This is a genomic window from Alcaligenes sp. EGD-AK7 (assembly GCF_000465875.3).
Lineage (GTDB): Bacteria > Pseudomonadota > Gammaproteobacteria > Burkholderiales > Burkholderiaceae_B > Alcaligenes > Alcaligenes phenolicus.
The window spans coordinates 302,847-322,988 of sequence record NZ_AVOG02000012.1; the positions used below are offsets into that span (position 1 = coordinate 302,847).

Sequence of the window (20,142 nt, forward strand, 5' to 3'; positions counted from 1 at the left end):
TTATTGCTTGTTAACGAGCACCTCACTGCGCCTTAATCCACTAAGGGCATAGATCGCACACCCTGCCAGCAAGCCAGCCAGCAATAAATACGTATCCTCCAAAGGCCAGGCCGCAATCTGCTGAGCCACCCAAGGCCCCAGGCTTGCTCCGATGAACAGCACAAAGGTGTAAAGCGATACCGCCAAGCCTCGTACTGACAATTCGCTTAGCCCGGCTACTCGAGCGATCAGGCTCGGCACACTGATACCAATCCCAGCCACAAAGATGAAACTGGCTCCAAGCAGTCCCAAAGGATGGGCCTGTCCGGCTAACGCACTGAGTGCCAGGCCGGTGGCAGCACACACCAGGCCAGCGCTCAGGACTCGCTGAGGCCCCATTCTGGGCATGACCAGCGCCACCAATAAAGGCATCAAAAAGGCAGGGGCAACCAGAGCGCGCGTCATCATGGGAGACAGGCCCAACTGTGTGAACTGCGCAGCCAGCTTGCTATCAAGCGTCATATAAAAGGCAACAAAGCACAGCAGCAGAAAGAAGGCCGGCACATAGACACGCAGCAATCCGGGGTTGGCCAGCAGTCGGCCCACCGATCGGTAATTGCGCAGAAAACCGTGCAGGCCCTGCGACTCCATCTCATCTGCCGCTCTGCGCCATAAGCGCCATGCCGTCAGCATGAAAATGCCACTCAAGGGCAAGAAAGCCGCTCCTAGCCCCCAACGACCGGCAATCAAGCCGCCATATATTTGCCCCAGCAGGCCTGCCGACAAAAAGGCGGTGCTCATCCAGGCAACACTCCACATCCTCTGTCGTGGACTGCCCCGCTCTGCCAGATAGGCAATCGCCACCGGAGGAAATGAAGAAGCAGCCAGCCCCTGACACAGCCGGCCAACAACAATGGCGGCAGGTGACTGCACCACCGCCAGCAAAGCAGTCAGTCCGGCCAAAGCCAGCAAGCCGCCAACCATGACCTTGCAGCGCCCCAAGCGATCCGACAGCGGTCCAAAAATCAGAAAACCCAAGGCGTAGGCAAACCCAAAACTGCTGACCATGCCTGTTGCACCCACCCCGTAGGATTGCTCCAGGACGGCAAGCACCGGCAAAGGCAGATAAAGCAAAGAGACGACGGACAAGGCACAGATCACCATCAATGCCCGCAGGCCCGTACCTACAGATCCCTCTTCATGTGCGGATACATTCATCTTTAATGTTCCTGGCTGTTATACAGTAAGCTACATATCTGTTTAAAAAAAACGGCAGACAACTATCCGCCGTTTGTCTTGGGCAACACGCCTTCCTGCTTAATCTTGAACATCAATCGAATCAGCATCTCCCGCTCTGATTCATCGAAATGGCTCATCAGCTTGGCAACCCACACATAATGCGCTGGCAAGGCTTGGCCCAGCACCTGTGCCCCGTGCTCGGTCAATCGAACCACCCAGGCACGACGATCCTGTGGGTGCTGCTCCCGATCACACAGGCCTGCTGCTTCCATGCGATCAATAATGCGTGTCATGGTTTGTGAGGTGACCGAAACCCCGTCGGCCAGTACACCAATACTCAGCCCCTCTGGATTGCGTTTCAGCAAAATCAGAACAAAGAACTGGGTCTGAGACAAACCGCTTGTCCGATCAAGATTGGCCTCAAACGCAGACAACATCTCGCTGGTGGCAGAAGCCCAGATCAACCAGGTATGCAAACCATCCACATCCGGATTGCTGTACTCGGCTCCCAGCGTTACCAATGTGTCGTAACTGGGAAGGTCCTTGAGTTCAAACATCGCGCCACCAAATAATCACCATGGCTGAAATGTAGCTGACTACCTATCTGCAGGTCAAGCGCTTTGACATTGGGGCAAGTCATGACAGGCAAAGACAAGATTCAGTCTTGCTCCTGTAGCCTGTTTAAAGAAATAATCTGGATACTCCAGCCCCTGACAACGCACTCCATGACACCCCAAACCGCCATCCGCATGGCATCCTACAACAGCCAGATGAACCGCCGTCTTTACGATGCGGCGGCGAGCCTTTCAGCGCAGGACTTGCATCAGGAACGCGGGGCTTTCTTCGGTTCGCTGTTCAAGACCATGATGCACATTGCAGTGGGAGACACCGTCTGGCTGCACCGCTTTGCCCAGCATCCTGATGCCCACGTCTTGCGCGAAGAAATCGAGGTGTTTACCAAGCCACATGCACTGGACCAGCAGTTGTTCGACACCTTGGCGGAACTGGATCAGTACCGTCGCAAGCTGGACCTGATCATTATTGATTGGGCCGCCACGCTGACACCGGAGCAACTGGGCCAAACGCTACGCTACAGCAATATGGCGGGCCTGGGCATGGAGAAGGATTTTGCCCTTTTAGTGACGCACTTTTTCAATCACCAGACTCACCATCGCGGTCAGGCCAGCACCTTGTTGTATCAGGCAGGTGTCGATATTGGGGTGACTGATTTATTGGCTTTGGTGTCCTGATTTTGTAGCCCGCAGGCCTCAAAGCAGACCGACAGCGCTGTACTTGTAGCTCAAGGGCTACAAGATCTCGGTGTCCGAGATACAGCAAGCAACCTATCCGCTTCCAATAAAAAAGCCTGCTTGGCGATGGCAAGCAGGCTTTTGCATCAGGCTCTACTGCCTGCACCTTTCTCTCTTAATACTGCGCCCGCAAGGACAGCATCACGTTCTGGGGCGCCCCATACCAGCCCTGGTTATAAAACCCGATCTGCGAGTAGTACTTCTTGTCGAACAGGTTATTCACGTTCAGCGTGGCGGACATGCGCTTGTTGAAGTCATAGCGCGCCATCAGGTTGACGATGGCATAGCTGCCCTGCTCTACCTTGACCACTTTACGGCCCGGTGCAGTCGCATCCTGGTACATGCGGTTTTGCCAGTCGATACCACCACCCACTGTCAGCCCTTGCCAATCGCCCTGCAAACGATAGGTGGTGTAGAGCTTGAACAAAGTACGTGGCTTGCTGGTGTTGATGGGTTTGCCTTGTGCGTCCTTGGCCGTGAAGGTCGTCAAGCTGCTGGCCAGGTTCCAACCTGGCATCAACTCCCCGCCCAGCTCCAGCTCGATGCCTTCTACCTTGGCTCCCGACACGGGGCGATAGGCGGGGGTATTGGGCGGCGCGCCGATCACGTTATTGCCAGTGGCTTCGGCCAGATTGTCCTGGCGAGTCTGGAACACGGATACCGCCCCATTCAAGCGGCCATCCAGCCAGGCGGCCTTCAAGCCCAGTTCGTAGCTTTTACCCGTGATGGGAGCCAGAAGATCACCCTGTTCGTTGCGGGCGTTCTGCGGTTTGAAGATTTCCGTATAGCTGGCGTAAGCCGTGTAGGTGTCGTCAAAGTCGTAGATCAGGCCGGCATAAGGGATGAACTCATTGCGGTTGCGATACTGGCGTTTGGCACCAAAGTAGGTCTGGTCCGTCTCCCAGTTACTCAGGCGTCCCCCTACCATCAAGCGCAGATTATCCATCAAGGCAAAACGCCCCACGGCATAGGCACCAGACTGTCTGTTGTTCATGTCATCCGCCTGGGAGGGCTCGCCTGACCACACGGGTTCGGGCACGCGGCCCGGCTGATAAAAACTGCCCGCATCCGGCAAAGGTGCCAGGGCGCGATACTGCGGGAAGGAGACGCGGTCCTGGGACATCATCCAGCCCGCAGAGAACTCATGCTCTTTACCGAACAGCTCGAAGGGGCCGGACAAAGAGGCATTGAATGCCTTGCGACGCACATCCCCCTTGTAATAGGAATAGGAGTTGGCAGTACCCAAGCCGGTTTCCCGATCCGGGTAGCCGCCCCGGAAAATCTGCTTCATGGATGCATCGGTGTGCGACTGGTTATAAGTCAGGCGCAGCTTCAAGTCATTGGCAAACTGATGGCTCAAATCCAGAAAGCCCGTGGTGGTGTCATTCTCGATGCGCGACCAGTCCGTATTGTTGGAAACAGAGCGCTTGAAGTCTGTACGCGAACCATCGCTATAGAACAGCGGAAAACCACTGCCAAAGCCATTGTTCGAGCTGGACTGATAGGCCACTCCACCAGTCAATTCCATGCCGGGCATCAGGTCAGCCGTAATCACGCCATACAAGGTGCGCGTCTTGGTGTCCTGCAAACTGGTGTAGCTATTGGCCTTGCCATAAGCCCCCACAATACGCCCGCGAATACGGCCATCTTCGGTAATGGGTGTGGAAACATCGGCATAACCACGGGCAAAGTCCCAGCTGCCTACGTTCACGCCCCCCGATGCTGCAAAATCACGCAAGGGACGCTTGCGTACATAGTTGACCGAGGCCGAGGGGCTGCCCGCCCCCGTCATCAAACCTGTCGCACCGCGCACCACTTCAACCCGATCAAACACCACCAGGTCCAGATTGCTTTCACCAAAAGCCCAGGGCGAGAGCACAGGCTGGGTCCAGCCATCAAACTGATAGTTATCGATACCAAAGCCACGCGAGGAAAAGGAATAACGGTTGGTATCGCTGCGCGTCACGGAAATACCCGGGGCGCTTTGCAGGGCATCGGCCGTTGTCTGCATACCGCGATCTTCCATCATCTGGCGGGTCACCACGCTGACCGACTGCGGTGTTTCACGAATGGACAGTGACAAACCCGTGGCTGTGCTCATTGCCTTGGTAGTGTAGGACTGGCTGGTTTCGGTCACCCCCGGATCTCGATTGCCTTTGATCGTAATTGTGGACAGCTCCACGGGGGATTGATCAGGAGCCTTGTCCTGTGCCCAGGCTGGGCTGCCCGCGGCCGCCAGCAGCATGGCGGAGCGAGTAAGAGGTGTCAGCAAACGCACTCGCAGGCGAGCAGAGCTGGAAGAAACGGCAAACATGAAGGTGGATCTCAGCAAAGGTTTTAGATGCGAACAATTATCATCTTCATGCTTGAGAGCGATGTATTCACAAACGCAAAAACGCTATGCCAAACATCAGTCCTGCCTATGACACGGCCCGATCTGCACGCTTTTGCAGCCAAAGCCAAGCGACAAGACTGGCAACTACGGCCAACAGCATCGCGGCCGACATGCACACAGGCTGCCCGTAGACCCAAGGCACGCACCAGCCACTGACCAGGGAAAAGGTAGACATCTGACAAAACCCCAGCAAGGAAGCCGCCAGCCCCGCGCGTGTGGGAACCTGCGCCAAGACCTGCATGGTCATCACCGGAAACAGCATGGCCAGCCCGGCGGCAAAGAATGCCGGCAACCCGACCGCCCACAGCAACGCGGGTTCTGCAGCACGTGCCAGGTAGGCGACATAGGCCAGGCAGCTCCCCAGCATCAAGCCATAGGCACAAGTAATCAGCTTGCGCGCTTCCCAACGGCGAGCGAGCTGGGCCGAGGCCAAGGCTCCCGCGCTGGCCCCAATCACCAAGGGCACGAACAAGGCCGCAAACGCGGTCTCGGGCAGCTTCAAGGTATGGGTGATGAAATCAGGCGCGGCACCAATCAAAAATGCCTGCGCACCGATCAACAAGCTCAAAGCCAGGCTCATCCCCATAAAAGGGATATTGCACAGCAAAAGCCATAGCTCGACCCGCAACTGCGCCCAGACCAAAGGCTGACGTCTGGACGTCGGCAAGGTCTCTGGCAGGCGCAGCGCGCACAGACAAGCCGCCAGCGCGGCCAATACGGCCAGCATCCAGAACACCGAGCGCCAGCCCAGATGGGCGATCAACTGCCCGCCCACAATCGGCGCCAGCGCGGGCGAGACATTGAACACCAGCACGATATAAGAAAATGTGCGCTGCGCTTGCTGCCCCTGATAGCAATCACGCACCATGGCCTGCCCGATGACCAAGCCAGCTCCGGCGGACAAACCTTGCAGGACACGGCCCGCCAACAAGAAGGAGAAACTGGGTGCCACGGCGGCCATCACTGAACCTGCCACATAAACCAGCAAGGAAACCAGCACCACCGGCTTGCGTCCCCAGGCATCGGACAAGGTACCGTGCAATAACAACATGGCCGCATAGGCAGACATGTACACGCCCAGGGTCTGCTGCACGCTGTGTGGCGGCACATTAAACTCCTGTTCCAGAGCGCTGAATGCAGGCAAATAAGCATCAATGGTGGCCGGTGCCACGCAGGCCAGCAGGCCCAACATCAAGACCATCAAGGGATACGGAGGAAGCAGGAAAGGCGGCACAGTCACATACAAAAAGAAGCGGCCCACAAGGGGCAGGGTCTTTCAGCATGAGCGATGCAAGCACCGTCGGGGAATGCGCAACGCTTGAAGAGCTTTGGGCAATGACGGGACAGCCTAGTTCAATTCGCTGGGTGAGATGCCATAGCGCTCACGGAATGCCGTGGCGAAGTTGGTGGCATGGCGATAGCCTACATAGTGCGCTGCCTGCTGTACGCTCCAGCCTTGAGCCAGATACTCTCGCGCCAGTTCCAGCCTGCGCTCACGCAGCCATCCAAATACCGAGCATTGATAGACCGCCTGAAACTTCACCCGCAAGGTGCTGGGACTCATGCAGGCCAGTTTGGCCAGATCTGCCAAGGTGTGATCCTCGCCAGGCGAATGGTAGAGACGCTCTCTGACACGTTCCAGCAATTGCCGATCGCGCGCGGAGACGGGAGAATCTTTTTCTGTTTCTCGGGCCAGGCCATCCAGCGCATGAGCCAGCACTTGCAAGCTGACGCCCTCCAGCAACAGATTGTGCAAGGTGCCCTGCCAGGGGCTGTCTATCAACTGATCGATCGCGGTCAACAAATGCGGGGGCACTGCCCAGCGTTGCAATCGTATCCGCGACGAACCCATGACGTTGGCCAGCATCTCTCCCAAGGGCGAATCAGCCAAGCTGTCAGGCGTATGTAAAGTGATGTTCAAGCCACGCAGGCGCTGCCCAGCAGGATGAGTTCCTGTCATGGCCACCGCGTCCGCATGTGCAATGGTGGCCCCACTTTGAGCCATCATGCTGACCGTGTTCTGGCTGGCGAGCTGAGTCTGCGCCCGCCCCTGCAACATGACAATGGCCGAGAACTGCGGCGCGGCCAAAGAGGTCGCCTGGTATTGGTGGTGAGTGATGATGTCTGAAAGCACCATCTTCATGCCGGGCCGGACCTCGTATTCCTGCACGCGCCCTTCGGCAATACAAACCTGCTCCATGTCCTGCTTGGGACCGTTGTAATCCGGCAAGCAATAGCGAAAACCCGTCGGACTACCGAGTCGGTCAAAGTCCGATACCGTAAATCTGATCATAGGAGTGTGGGAGCAAGCAGCCCGAGCCAGGCCCGCAAATAATTCTTTAATGGCGCGGATGGCAGGAAAGGGTGAAATAGGCCACATGAGAATAGCACACATTCTCAATTATATGGCGGCTTTATATTTCTACCCTTGCCGTCATGAAACCTGCGCTATCGGGATAGACTGGCAGGCAAGCCTGTCTCTGTACGCTGAACCAGCATGAAATTTATAATCCATACCATCGCTGCTCTCTTTTTCTGGTGGCTATTTTACGAACGCTATTACCAGTATCGCGACTGCATTCAAGCCGCTTCTTCAAGCTGCTATGGGCCTGAAGGTAATAACCTGATCAGTGGGGGAGCAGTCTGGTCTGTCCCCGCTTTGTTCTTTAGCAGCATCGCGGCTTACCAGCTGTATAAATTGATTCGTCACTACAGAGGCCGCGGAATGTAATAATAATCATTATCAACTTACCTTATCACCCTAAAATTTGATAATGACCTCCCTGCCCCGCTTTCTGATCAGTGCCGCCACGCTCTGCCTGGCGTTCACACTTCCCACCCACGCCCAGCAAACTCAGCGCCCCTGGAACGAGGCAGCCGGCCCCTCCATCGTGGACCAGCAACAAAGCCTGTACCGCTTCGAGACGCTGATCATGTCCTCGGAAGACGGCAAGCGGCACTACAAAATACAGATAGGCACGCCCAACCGTCCCGCCCCCGCACGCGGTCATCCGGTGATTTATATGGTGGATGGCAATGCCGCCATGGCCAGTATTGATGTGGACGACCTGAAAGCCATCAGCGCCTTGTCTGCCCCGGTCCTGGTTGCCATTGGCTACGACACCGAAGCGCGCCACGATGTGATTGCCCGCGCCTTCGACTACACGCCTCCCGTTACGGAAAACGGCCTCAGCAAACCTGTGGAAGTACGGGGCCGTTCAGGCGGCGGTGCAGATATTTTTCTGGACTATATAGAAACCCACATCAAGCCTGCCGTGGAAGAACGCGAGCCTATTGATCGCTCCCGCCAGACCCTGTGGGGCCACTCTTACGGCGGCCTGTTCGCCTTGCACACCCTGTTCACCCATCCTGATCTGTACCAGCGCTACGTGGCGGGCGATCCCTCCCTGTGGTGGTATGACGGGATTCTGGTCAAGACGGCTCAGGCTTTTGATACAACGCTGGCCAAGGACAAGCGCATTGCCATCATGGTGGGCGGGCAGCGCCGCAGTACCTCCATGAGCAATGCTGCGGCTCAATGGTCCGCACAGGATATGGCCAAGCATTTGCAGGATGCAGGGCTGAATGTCAGCTACGAAAACTTCAGCGACTTGAACCACGGGCAGATGCTGGCCGCCTCCTTGAAGCCTGCTCTGCGACTTGCGGCCCAGCCGTGATGCCTTCAAACCAAAGGCATCACTACTGATCGCTCTATCAGCGCCCTGCCCTCAAGGGCGCTGAGCTGCACCTATAAAGCCGCCGTCCGGCAACTTCAAGACACTGAAAGGCGCGGGCTCAATGACCGCTCCCTTGGCGTGAATGCCATCAATGACGGCGCCCATATTATCCAGCGACAAACCGGGCGTGAAAGCGGTCGCCTTCTCCCATTCCCCATTAGCGGTCTGCACAAAGACAGCACCATTATTCATGGGGTTGTTGACCGACAGAACAATCGCTTCGTCTCCCGCTTCGCCCGGCAACAAATCCACAAATACCAGCAAGCAACCGGCGTGGTTACCCGGAGTTCGAGTCTCGCAAGCCTTGGCCAGATAGGCGATGTCCCAACCTGGATAGGTTTCGATAAAGGACTGACGTAAAGGATGGTCAGCCGGAGAGCTGGGCAAGGAGCCCAAGAGCATCTGCCGCGCCTTGTCCTCACCGATGTCCCAGACTTCGAGCTCTTGATCCGGCACAGCCTCCTCAGGTTTATCCTCGGACTTCCCGACCAGCAAGTTCTTCTCAACCACATAGTCCACGGCCTTTTGCCCTGGCAGCCCCCAATACATTCTCATTTCCGTCTCCGGGAAGTCATCCGCGCTTAGCGTGCCGGCCTCCAGCCGGGCCACTTGCGAAGCCGCCGAGATCGCTTCGGGAGAGCCGATGCGAAGCAGCCAGATAATGGCCAGCACTATCAGGGCCAACGCCATCCCCACATTCGAACGGCGTACTCGCGCCATCCAGTGTTGAGGGTTGCAGGCAGCCCAGAAGTAACTCAAACCATAGCCCGCTGCCACCAGCGCTGCTGTCATGACCAGAACACGACTGGGGGTCCAACCATATTGAGCAACCCGCGCCCAAATCGCCCACAAGGCAACGCCTGCCAGCACGGGCATGACAAAACCCAGTAAACGGGCCGAGGCGCGCAATAAAGGGTTTGCGCTGGCATTCGTGTCCTCGTCCGCAACAACAGAAGACACCAAAGTCGACGCCCCCAGAACAGCCGCCACGCACAGGGCGGCCAGTGGCAAGCCCTCACCCGTACGCCAGGGCAAGGCGACGATGAACACCACCATCACCACCAGCAAAACAGGGGTCAGCAAACGCAGCAGTTTCAGCAACAGAATGGGGGACAGATAGCCACCATCCGAGTCCGAGGCCAGAGCCAGACCGGCTCCCACCAAAGCACCAGACACCACAGCCGCAACCGTGGGTTCCAGCAGAACATCCCCTAACAGGGTGATGCCGACAAAGCTGAGCAACATATGGCACGCCATCAGCACGCCCCAGGCCAGGCCGCAGAAGAACAATGCGACGGCCCAGGAACACACCATGGACCAACTCAGCTCGAACAGGCGACGGTAATCAGCCCAATCGCGTGGACGCTCTACCAGAATGGCAAGAAATGGCAGAGTAATAGTCGCCAGCAGCCCCATTGCCACCCACATCTGCGGGGCCCGCCAAAAAAGGGCGACCTCAGCATATCCCCCTTGCGCCTGCAAGATCAGCGCCGCGCTGGCCACTCCCAGCCCCAGGGACACCAGCAAGGCCTTGCGCAAAGCGACGTGCATCAGCAAGGTGAAAGACGCCACCCCAAAGATTCCTACGGCCAACAGCAAGGACACCCAGATATGCTCGCGCGGCGCAGGCGCCATCATCAGATTGCTGAAGGCCACCCATTCAAGCAGGCCCAGCACTGCACCGGCCAAACACAGGGTCAGCGTCCGCCGGTTTTGTAAGGAAGAAAATGAGATCGCAATCATGGTGAGTAAAAAGCAGTCGATTCAACAATGACAGCATATGGAAAGCACCATTGCTGACGACATCAGGCCATAAAAGGAAAGCCCAGACTATGCCCTGCAAAACTGGGCTAGTTTAGTACGGTGAAGAGCCGTCTCTCAGTACCGGATAGAGCCGCTCTTGTAAGCAGACGTTAGGCCTGAAGATATCGATTACTTAGGCACTACCTGGAACGATCACCACCCCAATCCGTTCGGCCAGATCCAGCACGGCATCGTAGCTAACCGGATCTTCGCTCAAGCTCTGCGATGGGCCCTGGGCTTTCAAGACGCTTTTGACGATGCGATTCCCAAAGAGCATCACAGCTCGCGCCGAATCGTCCTGCCGGGACACCCAGCACAAGCCTTGGGCTTGGGGGCATTGCTGATAAATCGCGGCAGCCCACAGGCGGGTTGCCGGATATTGATCTTTTTCAGTGTCGATCAGTTGCTTGCGTGTCACACCCAGTTTCCTTAGCGAAACGCTGGCCAGATCCACTAACACCAAAGGCGCGTTCAGCAGCACGGTGGAATGCACCTGCCCCAACAACTTTTTCTTGTCATAGCTTTTAAAGCCTGCGGCGTGCGGAACGTCATGAAAGACAGTCTCCATCATGGCGCAATCGCGGCTGGTGCCACCGTACAAGGTGGGAATCGGCTTGCCCTGCTCATCCTGAATCGGACTGAAACGCGCATTGCCCTGCATGCCCGGATTGAACTGAGTCGCCAAATATTTATCTTGATGAACGCGATGCAGTAACTGCCCTTTGGGCCAGTCCATCAAGGTCAAGCGCAGCTCACCGTCCGGAACGGGGATTACCGATACCCCCTCGGCCGGGATGTGCTTTTTATCCAGAGCCGCAGGCTTAGCCATGAGTCACGGCTTGCACTTCATCTTGCGCAGCGGCGATGACCTTTTCCGGCGCAGAAATCAACAAGTCCTGCGGGCGCTTGCCACCCAAGAAGCTGTTGGTGGACATGAACCAGTAGGCCATGCCCCAGCTGTCTTTATGCCCGGCCAGAATGTCGAGCACTTGCGCCAAGGGTTTGGCGGGACGAAAACTGGTGTCCGGGTCCAGACCGTAGCCGGGGAAATAATCCACACCACCATGATTGATGGCAAAAATCTGCCCCTGCTTCTTCCACTTGTTGGGCTGGGCACTGGGATTGCGCGTGCTCAACCCTGCCAGTTGCGCCACTTCTGCGGCACTGAGCCAGTCCCCACTTTCCAGTACGGCCTTGCGGGCCTGTACCAGCATGGCAGCTTCTTTCAGCAAACGAGGCGATGGCGGCGTGCGCGGCACCAGCACTTCGGCCAGGCGCTCCAGCGACTCCTTGTCCTGACGCTCTTGCAAAACCTCGAACATGGACGAGGCTACATTGGTGAAGTTCTCTGCCAAAGCCTTGAAGGCGGCCGGTTTGATGTGATCGAAAGCCAGCACCAGCACTTGTTCTGCCTTGGATTTGCCCAAGCTTAGCTTAACCTCTTTGGGCGTACCCACCAGGGTCGAGACACTGGGACTACTTACCAGGACGCTCATGGATAGACTCCTTGAAGGTTATTTATGATGATTAATAATAGCATAACCCTGATAACCCAAAAACCGACCTGTACAAGCAAGCAGCCTAGCCTCAGCTACGTCCTTATCGCTCGTTCTGACACGCATCAGGCAGACGCGGCACCGCTGCCCTGCCGCATAAAACGGAACTCGCGCCATCAAGAAACTTAACTCCCCCATTCCTACTTCTCTTCCCTATCTCTATTAGCGTCGTTGCAGCCCCCCATTGAGCAGACGAAAAAAAACCTGAGCCGGCACAGCACCGGACTCAGGCTAAAAGGTTTCCGCTGTTAGCGGTCTATCAGAACGCGGCGCTGTAAATAGCGAATGCGTCGTCTTCAGTCACGTCGCGGGGGTTGTTGCCCAGCAGACGGGTTTGTTTCATGGCTTCCTGGGCCATACGGCGCAGGTCGCTTTCCTTGATGCCGACTTCGCGCAGTTGACGCTCGATGCCGGTATCAATGGCGATCTGTTCCATGAAGTTGATGAAGGCCTCGGTCTTGGAGGCTTCATCCCCCTGGATGCCGGGGATCAGCACTTCAGCCAGTTCGGCATACAGCGGGGCTGCAGCCGGAGCGTTGAAACGCAGAACGTGTGGCAGGACCAGCGAATTCGACAAGCCGTGTGGCACGTGGAAAATACCGCCGATCGGGTAAGCCAATGCGTGTACGGCACCCACGGGAGCGTTCGCAAAAGCCTGACCAGCCAGCGTGGCACCCAGGAGGATGTCCTGGCGAGCCTCGGCATCCTGGCCGTTGCGACAAACGTGCACCAGCTTGCTGCCAATCAGACGCAGGGCCTGTTTGGCCAGATTGTCCGACAGCGGGTTTTTCAGAATACGGCTGGTGTAGGCCTCGATGGCGTGCACCATGGCGTCGATACCCGTCGCCGCAGTGATACGCGGTGGCAAGCCCAATGTCAGTTGCGAGTCCAGAATGGCCAGATCAGCGTACAGCTCGGGCGCCACCACACCGGATTTGGTGGTTTCGCCGGTGGTCACGATGGAAATAGGCGTCACTTCCGAGCCTGTTCCCGCCGTGGTCGGGATCTGCACCAAGGGCAGGCGCGAGCCGCGCACATTATCAATGCCGTACATCTCTTGCAGGGGCTGGTCTGACGCCAGCAGGACGGCCAGCAATTTGGCCACGTCCATGGACGAACCGCCACCCAGGCCAACAACGATTTCCGTTTTGGCCTGGCGAGCGCGCTCCGTTGCCTGCAAAACAATGTGCTCTGGAGGATCGGCAATAACATCGTCAATCACTTGCACGGTCCAGCCGTTGGCTTTCAGATCAGCCAGGGCAGGATCCAGCAAGCCGCTTTCGTGCAGGAAACGGTCAGTCACCAGACAAACGCGCTCTTGCGAGTAGCGCTTGCGCAGGATCTGACCGAGCCGGGCAGCGGCTCCGCTTTCAACATAAATAGCGGGGGTGGTTCTGAACTCGAATGCCGACATGGGCTTTCTCCTTATGGTATGGCGGGCTGCGGTACTTCGATACGGCCGCGGTCCATCCGGTAGGTGTAATCAATCACATTGCCTGCGTGCTGCAAGTCAGCACCGGACAACAAGGCACTGAAGCCCTCTTTGCTCAACTCGCCCACCACTTCTGCAATACGCTTGGACAGCGCAGGAGCAACACCTTCAAAAGGCTCGTCCAGCAAAAGCAGCTTGTCAGCCGTCATCAAGGCTCGGCCAATGGCGACCAGCTTTTGTTGACCGCCCGACAATTGCAGGGCGCGGCGTGGGCCAAATACTTTCAACTCGGGAATGATGCGCCAGACGCGATCCAGACGCTCTTCAATGTCCTGGGACTTCAAGGCCCAGGCGGGCAGGCGGATGTTCTCTTCCACGCTCAGTTCGGGGATCAGTTTGCGATCCTCGGGGGCAAAACCCATGCCCAGGCTGGTGCGACGGTAAGCGGGCATCTTGGCCAGTTCCTGACCATCAAACATGACCGAGCCACTGTCCACAGCCAGCAAGCCCATCACCGTGCGCATCAGCGTGGTTTTACCCGCACCATTACGACCGGCTAGGCCCACGATCTGGCCTTGGCGCACTTGCAGGTTTACCTGGCGCAAGATGCTGGTGGGGCCAATACGTACATCCAGATTTTTGACATCAAGCAGCATTATCGGCCTCCTGTTTATTGCGTCCCACCGGCTCGCCGATGATGTATTCACGGACCTGCTCATGGGCCAGCACTTCGTCCGGAGTGCCATTGGCCAAAATGGTGCCGTCGTAGAAAGCCAGCACGCGATCGCTGTAGCGACGCACGATTTCCATATCGTGCTCCACAAACAGAACCGTCACGCCTGCATCACGAACCACTTTCATGACACGGTCCATCACTTCAAATTTCTCGTCACTGGCCACACCACTGGTGGGCTCGTCCAGCAACAGCACTTTAGGCTGGGCCACCATGGCCAAAGCAATGTCCAGCAACTTGCGAATCCCTTCAGGCAAGGTGCCTGCCTGGGACTGGGCGAAGGCGCTCAGGCCGAAACGCTCCAGAATCGCACTGGCTTCGGACAAGGGCTGCTTGGCCACGCCCAAGGCAATTTCCACGTTTTCCAAGGCGTTCAAGGAGGTGAACAGCTGAGGGATCTGGAAAGAACGGGCGATTCCCATGCGTGTTACTTCCCGGGGTGGCAAACCCGTGATCTCGCGACCGGCAAAAAAGATATTGCCGGAGTCCGGCTTCATATAGCCGGTCAACATGTTCACGAAGGTGGTTTTACCTGCGCCATTGGTACCGATCAGGCCCGTAATGGTTTGCGCATGGATATCAACGGTCATATCGCGCGCAGCGTGGACAGCGCCAAACTGCTTGCACAAACCTTTAGCAGAAATCAAGGGTGACTGACTCATGAGCGGGCCCCTGTCGGTGAAGAAGAATCGTTGGAGGTAGCCGCTGCATTGCGACGGTTCAGAATACTGATCAGGCCACCGGGCAAGAACACAATCAGGGCCAACATGCTGACACCCATGACAATCTGCCAGGTGTTAGGAGCATATTGGTAAGCCAGTGTGCGGATCAGTTCCAGGCTCAGCGCCCCCAGGAAAGGCGCGTAAGCGTTACGAGTACCGCCCAGCACAGCAATAAAGATGAACTCGCCCGAAGTGGTCCAGAACGCCAGTTCAGGGTCCACGTGACCGATGCTCAGCGAGGACAAGGCACCGCCCAGACCAGCCAGAGCCGCCGCCAGCACGTAGCTCAGGTGAATATTGCGGTAAGCCGAAGCACCCAGATATTCAACACGGATTTCATTGTCCTTGATGGCTGGGCCCAGACGACCGGCACGGCTGCGCAGAAAACCTTGCATGGCCCACAGCACAAAACCCACCAGTACCACGGTCAGGACGAACACGCCTGGACGCGAGAGGGTTTCAGCAAAGGCACCCCACATGAAGGAAGGCGCGTGCACGTTAAAGCCGTCACTGCCACCCAGGCTGGGGTTACGCACCAGCAAGCCGTACATGATCATGGACAGGGCCAGGCTCAGCATGGCGAAGAAAATATCGCGGTAGCGAGCCAGCAGAAACCCCAGAACCCAGGCCAGCAGCGCAGCGCAAGCAGCGGCAAATGGCAGCAGGATCACGGCTTCACGCCAGTCCAGGTAGTTCATGGCCATACCGACACCATAGGCGCCGATGCAGTAGTACAAGCCTTGACCAAAAGAGGCCAGGCCGGAGCGCAGCAAGAGCACCACGCCCAGGGCAACCAGGCCCTTGGCCAGCGCCACCGTGATCAGAAACTGCCAGGATGGCAGGCCAAAGCCCACAATCAAGGCGGCCACCGTAATGACCAGGGCAATCATGCCCTGCTTAAGCGTAATGTTGGTCTTGTTCATATCTTTCGGGCCTCGGCGGCAGCAAACAATCCTTTAGGACGGACGGCCAACACCAGTGCCATTACCGCGTAGATGGAGAAGAGTTCGATTTCAGGCCAGTAATGCACGGCAAAAGAGCGCACCAGGCCCACAATCACAGCGCCCAGAGCAGCACCAGGCAAGGAGCCCAGACCACCGATCACGACCACGGCGAAAGCCATCACGATGACTTCCACGCCCATGCCGGGAGCGACAGAGATGGTAGGAGCCGTCAGCGCACCACCCAGGGCGGCCAGCGTGGCACCAGCAATAAACGTCAGCAGGAAGTAGCGTTGCACGTTAATGCCCATGGCCTGACTGACTTCGCGGTCATGAATCACGGCCAGCAAGATGCGGCCTTGACGCGAATACTTCAGGAACAAGGTCAGGAACAGGCCAGCCAGAATGGCTGCAACAACAATCACAAAGCTGTAGGTGGGGTAGAACAGGTCGCCGAATTCGACGTTACCCAGCAAACCATAAGGTTCGGCGATCACATAAGGATCCACGCCCCAGACCAGCTTGACGGTATCTTCCAGGATCAGGAAGACCGCGTAGGTAATCAGCAAAGAGACAACAGGTTCTTCCTGGTAGAAGAAGCGCAGCAGGCCATATTCAATGACCAGCCCCAGCACCAGACCGGCAATAAGCGCGGCCAGGATCAGCATCAAATAGCTGCCGTATGGGCTTTGATCGGTAGAGAGCCACTGCGTCACCATGGTGACAGCGGTATAGGCGCCAATGGTATAGAGGCTGCCGTGGGCCATGTTCAGGATCTTCATCACACCATAGATCAGCGTGAGTCCGACCGCGACCAGAAACAGCCAGGCGGCGTACATGATGCCATCTATTAGGGCAGCAGAAAGAAGAGACATAGTCGGTTTCTGTGGAAAGGGAATAAAAAATGCCACCACGCCACAAGCTTGGTGCGCTTCTCCTTGGGGGAGGAGCCTTTACCTCGCAAGCAACTGGGCGGTAATGCACATACCACTGCGACGCCTTCGGTGTCCCCCTTACAGGGAGCCTTAACCTTGGGAGCGGCCCGGCGGTAAAAACCGGACATGCAAAAAACGGTCTTGCATGCCCGGATTGTCAGGGCAGCGTCCTTTTCAGGACGTCTGCTCGGATCAGTACTTCAGACCACCCTTGATCCAGTCGATGGACTTCACGCCTTCGGGTGGAGTGACTTCTTCAGGTTTGAAGTGACGCAAGTCGGTGTAGCTGATCACGCCTTTATCGTTTTTCACCACGCCCAAGGTCGTACCTTGAACAGCCTGGTGACCTTTACCCAAAGACATGGTCACGTCGCCCGATGGGCTCTCGAAGGTCAGGTGCTCGAATGCAGTAACCACTTGTTCGGTGGAAGGGGTTTTGCCTTCGTTGGCAGCCTGGGCTTTTTCGTAAGCCGCTTTCAGACCCAGCAGAGTTTGCGTCATCTTGTAGGACGGGTAGCTAGGATCTGCATTGAACTGTTCGCGGTAGCTGGCACGCAACCAACGGTTCAATTCATTGTCAGGAGCGAAAGCAGCGTGCGGGCCGCGAGCACCGATGATGGTGCCAGTCGGGATCTGGTTATTGGCACGGTGTGTTGCCGTTTCACCGGCGGTCAGCACGGTCAGGGTGTTGCGGAACAGACCGCGTGGCAGAGCCTGCACCACGAAGCCCTCCAGATCACCACCCCAGAAGCTGGAGTGAATCACTTCAGGACGGGCAGCCATCAAGGACGAGATTTCGGCGTTGTACTGACCAGCGCCCAGCTTGGGCATTTGCGAGGTCTTGGCTTCTACACCGGGCTTGAGGGCTTGCAGTGTGCCTTCAAAGTCGTGCCAGGCGTCCTGGCCCCAGGCGTAGTTCTGGTTGATACCGGCGTAGCTCTTCAACTCGGGGTTGCGCTCCAGCACAAAGCGGGCAGCAGCCACGTTGTCCATGGTGGCGTGAGCCACCGGACGGAACACGTATTTGTAGCTGGCATCTTCAAACAGACGCGGTGTGCCGCAGTCGAAAATCAGGGTCAGTTTTTTCAGCTCTTCAGCAACGGGGGCCACGGCCAGGCAATCACCCGAGGAGATGTAGCCAACCACGATGTCCACGTTCTGTTGCTGAACCAGGTTGCGGTATTCGCTGACCTGTTTGGCGGTGCCGCCGTTCTCGTCAATGAAAACCAGTTCAATCGGTGCGCCACCCAGACCCTTGGTGTTGTAAGGGGCAGGAACTTTACCTTCATTCAATTGGGCAGCCGTCAGTTCAGCGGCATTTTTGGCTGGAACGCCAAAAGGACCGGAAGCGGCGCCGGACAAGAAAGTCACCACACCAATCTTGATGGGTTTGACATCATCAGCGTTGGCAGTCGTGCTGGCCATCAGGCCAGCGGTGGCCAGTGTCAGGGCCAAAGTCAATTTTCGTGGGGTTGCAGACAGGATAGACATAGCGTCTCCTTTATTTAGCTTATTGTGGGGTTCTGCTGATGGGGTGCTCTATATAAGAGCGGCCCCCTTCGCTGCGCTGAGCGCGGGCATGTATCAACTTACAGCTGCTGGCACATGTATTTGATTTCCAGGTACTCATCGATTCCGTAACGGGAGCCTTCGCGACCCAGACCGGATTGCTTGACGCCACCAAAGGGAGCCACTTCGTTGGAAATCAAACCGGTATTGACGCCAACCATGCCGTACTCCAGCGCTTCGCCCATGCGCCAGGCACGTGCGTTGTCGCGGGTGAACAGGTAGGCAGCAAGACCATATTCGGTGTCATTGGCCATCGCGATCGCTTCGGCTTCGTCCTTGAAGCGGAACAAAGGCGCCACAGGGCCAAACAATTCTTCGCGGGCCACGCGCATGGCCGGTGTTGCATCACCCAGCACGGTGGGCGAGAAGTAGGTACCGCCCAGAGGATGAGGCTGGCCACCTTGCAGAACGCTGGCGCCATTTTCAACGGCGTCGTCAATCAATTCGCGCAAACGATTGACGGCTTTTTGCTCGATCAAAGGACCTTGCTCCACACCCTCTTCCATACCGTTGCCCACTTTCAGGGCAGCAACCCGTTCGCTCAGGGCTTTGGCAAAGCGATCGTAAATACCGTCTTGCACCAGGAAGCGGTTGGCACACACACAAGTCTGACCGCTGTTGCGGTACTTGGAGGCCATGGCGCCTTCGATGGCGGCGTCCAGATCCGCATCGTCAAACACGATGAACGGGGCATTACCACCCAGTTCCAGCGACAGACGCTTGATGGTTGGAGCACACTGCGCCATCAACAAACGACCCACTTCGGTGGAGCCGGTAAAGGACAGCTTGCGCACAATGGGGCTTTCCGTCAGAGCGGCGCCCACCACACGGGATTGACCGGTGACCAACTGGAACACACCAGCAGGGATACCCACGCGCTCGGCCAGTACGGCCAGCGCCAGGGCAGTCAGGGGAGTCAGGTCGGCAGGACGAACAATAATGCTGCAACCGGCGGCCAGAGCAGGCGCTACCTTGCGGGTAATCATGGCCGCAGGGAAGTTCCAGGGAGTGATGGCAGCGCACACACCGACGGGCTGCTTGACCACCACAATGCGTTTGTCCGCTTGGGGGTGGCCGACCACATCGCCATATACACGCTTGGCTTCTTCACTGAACCATTCCACAAAGGAAGCGGCGTACAGCACTTCACCACGAGCCTCGGCCCAGGGCTTGCCCTGTTCCATGGTCATGATGGTGGCCAGGTCGTCCGCGTTGGCAACCAGCGCATCGAACCAGGCGCGCAACAGCTTGGCACGCTCGTGCCCGCTACGTGCCTTCCACTCGCGCTGGGCCACTTCAGCATCGCTGATGACCGCTTCGATTTCCGCTGTGGCCAGGCTGGCGACATTGGCCAGGCACTCACCCGTAGCAGGATTAAGAACGGCGAAGGTATTGCCATCGCCTGCCGAGACCCAACCCTGAGCGGTCCAGGACTGATCTTTTGCCAGGCTGGGATCCTTCAGTTTGCTAATCAATGATGCCGCGATATTGTTCATTATGCTGAACCTGTTTCTCTTATAGTGAACTTGGTAGAATTATAGGAGCCGAAAAATCGCGACGTCAACGAATCGGCTTACGGGTTTACCCGTAGAACATCAGTCACCGTATTTTTTGTTTTGGGGCATTTGAAGGCACAATGTAGAGTTGGCATCCCGACAGCAAATCTGGCCTAATTCAGGGCCTGTACGCCTGGTCTATAGGCTGATTGCCCTATGAGATGCTTCTGGCTGTGCTGACAGAACCCTGCCCCTGTTCCCAGAGTTCAGCCCTGTCCATCCGGGCTTATTGGAC

Annotated in this window: 17 protein-coding genes; 2 read left to right on the forward strand and 15 right to left on the reverse strand. The window is 57.1% G+C overall.

Going from position 1 to position 20,142, the window contains the following annotated elements:
• Both N879_RS10080 and N879_RS10085 read right to left on the reverse strand, forming a co-directional pair.
• Positions 1-1,197, reverse strand: coding sequence for an MFS transporter (locus N879_RS10080; protein WP_009459753.1), 1,197 nt, complete (start codon positions 1,195-1,197; stop codon positions 1-3).
• A 62-nt stretch (positions 1,198-1,259) separates the two neighbouring features.
• Positions 1,260-1,775 (reverse strand): MarR family winged helix-turn-helix transcriptional regulator, encoded by a 516-nt coding sequence (locus N879_RS10085; protein WP_009459754.1) that lies wholly within the window; start codon positions 1,773-1,775, stop codon positions 1,260-1,262.
• A gap of 168 nt (positions 1,776-1,943) precedes the next feature.
• On the opposite strand from N879_RS10085, the gene N879_RS10090 reads away from it, so the two are divergent.
• Entirely contained in the window at positions 1,944-2,468 is a 525-nt protein-coding gene (locus tag N879_RS10090) for a DinB family protein (protein ID WP_009459755.1), read from the forward strand.
• Between the two features lie 175 nt (positions 2,469-2,643).
• Here N879_RS10090 and fauA read toward each other — a convergent pair whose 3' ends face one another.
• The 3 genes from fauA to N879_RS10105 form a co-directional block, all read right to left on the reverse strand.
• Positions 2,644-4,842 (reverse strand): TonB-dependent alcaligin siderophore receptor FauA, encoded by a 2,199-nt coding sequence (gene fauA, locus N879_RS10095; RefSeq protein ID WP_021446919.1) that lies wholly within the window; start codon positions 4,840-4,842, stop codon positions 2,644-2,646.
• Between the two features lie 106 nt (positions 4,843-4,948).
• On the reverse strand, positions 4,949-6,124 hold the full coding sequence (locus N879_RS10100) for a multidrug effflux MFS transporter (protein ID WP_051359128.1): 1,176 nt from the start codon (positions 6,122-6,124) through the stop codon (positions 4,949-4,951).
• Between the two features lie 147 nt (positions 6,125-6,271).
• Positions 6,272-7,216, reverse strand: coding sequence for a helix-turn-helix transcriptional regulator (locus N879_RS10105; protein ID WP_031232685.1), 945 nt, complete (start codon positions 7,214-7,216; stop codon positions 6,272-6,274).
• Positions 7,217-7,697: 481 nt separating this feature from the next.
• On the opposite strand from N879_RS10105, the gene N879_RS10110 reads away from it, so the two are divergent.
• Positions 7,698-8,600 (forward strand): alpha/beta hydrolase, encoded by a 903-nt coding sequence (locus N879_RS10110; RefSeq protein WP_009459220.1) that lies wholly within the window; start codon positions 7,698-7,700, stop codon positions 8,598-8,600.
• A 51-nt stretch (positions 8,601-8,651) separates the two neighbouring features.
• Here the strand turns inward: N879_RS10110 and N879_RS10115 are convergent, their stop codons facing one another.
• The 10 genes from N879_RS10115 to N879_RS10160 form a co-directional block, all read right to left on the reverse strand.
• Entirely contained in the window at positions 8,652-10,403 is a 1,752-nt protein-coding gene (locus tag N879_RS10115) for a DUF4153 domain-containing protein (protein WP_009459222.1), read from the reverse strand.
• Positions 10,404-10,596: 193 nt separating this feature from the next.
• Positions 10,597-11,292, reverse strand: coding sequence for an RES family NAD+ phosphorylase (locus tag N879_RS10120; protein WP_009459224.1), 696 nt, complete (start codon positions 11,290-11,292; stop codon positions 10,597-10,599).
• Positions 11,285-11,959 carry a hypothetical protein gene (locus N879_RS10125; RefSeq protein WP_009459226.1) on the reverse strand — a complete coding sequence of 225 codons (675 nt, stop codon included), beginning with the start codon at positions 11,957-11,959 and terminating at the stop codon, positions 11,285-11,287. Before N879_RS10125 ends, N879_RS10120 begins: the two co-directional genes overlap by 8 nt.
• Positions 11,960-12,278: 319 nt before the next feature.
• On the reverse strand, positions 12,279-13,433 hold the full coding sequence (locus tag N879_RS10130; protein ID WP_021446920.1) for an iron-containing alcohol dehydrogenase: 1,155 nt from the start codon (positions 13,431-13,433) through the stop codon (positions 12,279-12,281).
• Positions 13,434-13,444: 11 nt separating this feature from the next.
• Positions 13,445-14,107 (reverse strand): ABC transporter ATP-binding protein, encoded by a 663-nt coding sequence (locus tag N879_RS10135; protein WP_009459228.1) that lies wholly within the window; start codon positions 14,105-14,107, stop codon positions 13,445-13,447.
• Entirely contained in the window at positions 14,097-14,846 is a 750-nt protein-coding gene (locus tag N879_RS10140; RefSeq protein ID WP_009459230.1) for an ABC transporter ATP-binding protein, read from the reverse strand. The genes N879_RS10135 and N879_RS10140 overlap by 11 nt, the downstream gene beginning before the upstream one ends.
• Positions 14,843-15,829, reverse strand: coding sequence for a branched-chain amino acid ABC transporter permease (locus tag N879_RS10145; protein ID WP_021446921.1), 987 nt, complete (start codon positions 15,827-15,829; stop codon positions 14,843-14,845). The genes N879_RS10140 and N879_RS10145 overlap by 4 nt, the downstream gene beginning before the upstream one ends.
• Complete coding sequence (locus N879_RS10150) at positions 15,826-16,722, reverse strand: branched-chain amino acid ABC transporter permease (RefSeq protein WP_031232688.1); 897 nt, start codon at positions 16,720-16,722, stop codon at positions 15,826-15,828. The genes N879_RS10145 and N879_RS10150 overlap by 4 nt, the downstream gene beginning before the upstream one ends.
• Positions 16,723-16,974: 252 nt before the next feature.
• On the reverse strand, positions 16,975-18,273 hold the full coding sequence (locus tag N879_RS10155) for an ABC transporter substrate-binding protein (protein ID WP_009459234.1): 1,299 nt from the start codon (positions 18,271-18,273) through the stop codon (positions 16,975-16,977).
• A gap of 98 nt (positions 18,274-18,371) precedes the next feature.
• Positions 18,372-19,847 carry an NAD-dependent succinate-semialdehyde dehydrogenase gene (locus N879_RS10160; RefSeq protein WP_009459235.1) on the reverse strand — a complete coding sequence of 492 codons (1,476 nt, stop codon included), beginning with the start codon at positions 19,845-19,847 and terminating at the stop codon, positions 18,372-18,374.
• Between the last annotated feature and the right edge of the window lie 295 nt (positions 19,848-20,142).

What these genes read in the sequence shown, in the direction of transcription:
- N879_RS10080 (WP_009459753.1), bottom strand. Translation starts at nt 1,197, where the DNA reads ATGAATGTATCCGCACATGAAGAGGGATCTGTAGGTACGGGCCTGCGG.
- N879_RS10085 (WP_009459754.1), bottom strand. Translation starts at nt 1,775, where the DNA reads ATGTTTGAACTCAAGGACCTTCCCAGTTACGACACATTGGTAACGCTG.
- N879_RS10090 (WP_009459755.1), top strand. Translation starts at nt 1,944, where the DNA reads ATGACACCCCAAACCGCCATCCGCATGGCATCCTACAACAGCCAGATG.
- fauA (WP_021446919.1), bottom strand. Translation starts at nt 4,842, where the DNA reads ATGTTTGCCGTTTCTTCCAGCTCTGCTCGCCTGCGAGTGCGTTTGCTG.
- N879_RS10100 (WP_051359128.1), bottom strand. Translation starts at nt 6,124, where the DNA reads ATGGTCTTGATGTTGGGCCTGCTGGCCTGCGTGGCACCGGCCACCATT.
- N879_RS10105 (WP_031232685.1), bottom strand. Translation starts at nt 7,216, where the DNA reads ATGATCAGATTTACGGTATCGGACTTTGACCGACTCGGTAGTCCGACG.
- N879_RS10110 (WP_009459220.1), top strand. Translation starts at nt 7,698, where the DNA reads ATGACCTCCCTGCCCCGCTTTCTGATCAGTGCCGCCACGCTCTGCCTG.
- N879_RS10115 (WP_009459222.1), bottom strand. Translation starts at nt 10,403, where the DNA reads ATGATTGCGATCTCATTTTCTTCCTTACAAAACCGGCGGACGCTGACC.
- N879_RS10120 (WP_009459224.1), bottom strand. Translation starts at nt 11,292, where the DNA reads ATGGCTAAGCCTGCGGCTCTGGATAAAAAGCACATCCCGGCCGAGGGG.
- N879_RS10125 (WP_009459226.1), bottom strand. Translation starts at nt 11,959, where the DNA reads ATGAGCGTCCTGGTAAGTAGTCCCAGTGTCTCGACCCTGGTGGGTACG.
- N879_RS10130 (WP_021446920.1), bottom strand. Translation starts at nt 13,433, where the DNA reads ATGTCGGCATTCGAGTTCAGAACCACCCCCGCTATTTATGTTGAAAGC.
- N879_RS10135 (WP_009459228.1), bottom strand. Translation starts at nt 14,107, where the DNA reads ATGCTGCTTGATGTCAAAAATCTGGATGTACGTATTGGCCCCACCAGC.
- N879_RS10140 (WP_009459230.1), bottom strand. Translation starts at nt 14,846, where the DNA reads ATGAGTCAGTCACCCTTGATTTCTGCTAAAGGTTTGTGCAAGCAGTTT.
- N879_RS10145 (WP_021446921.1), bottom strand. Translation starts at nt 15,829, where the DNA reads ATGAACAAGACCAACATTACGCTTAAGCAGGGCATGATTGCCCTGGTC.
- N879_RS10150 (WP_031232688.1), bottom strand. Translation starts at nt 16,722, where the DNA reads ATGTCTCTTCTTTCTGCTGCCCTAATAGATGGCATCATGTACGCCGCC.
- N879_RS10155 (WP_009459234.1), bottom strand. Translation starts at nt 18,273, where the DNA reads ATGTCTATCCTGTCTGCAACCCCACGAAAATTGACTTTGGCCCTGACA.
- N879_RS10160 (WP_009459235.1), bottom strand. Translation starts at nt 19,847, where the DNA reads ATGAACAATATCGCGGCATCATTGATTAGCAAACTGAAGGATCCCAGC.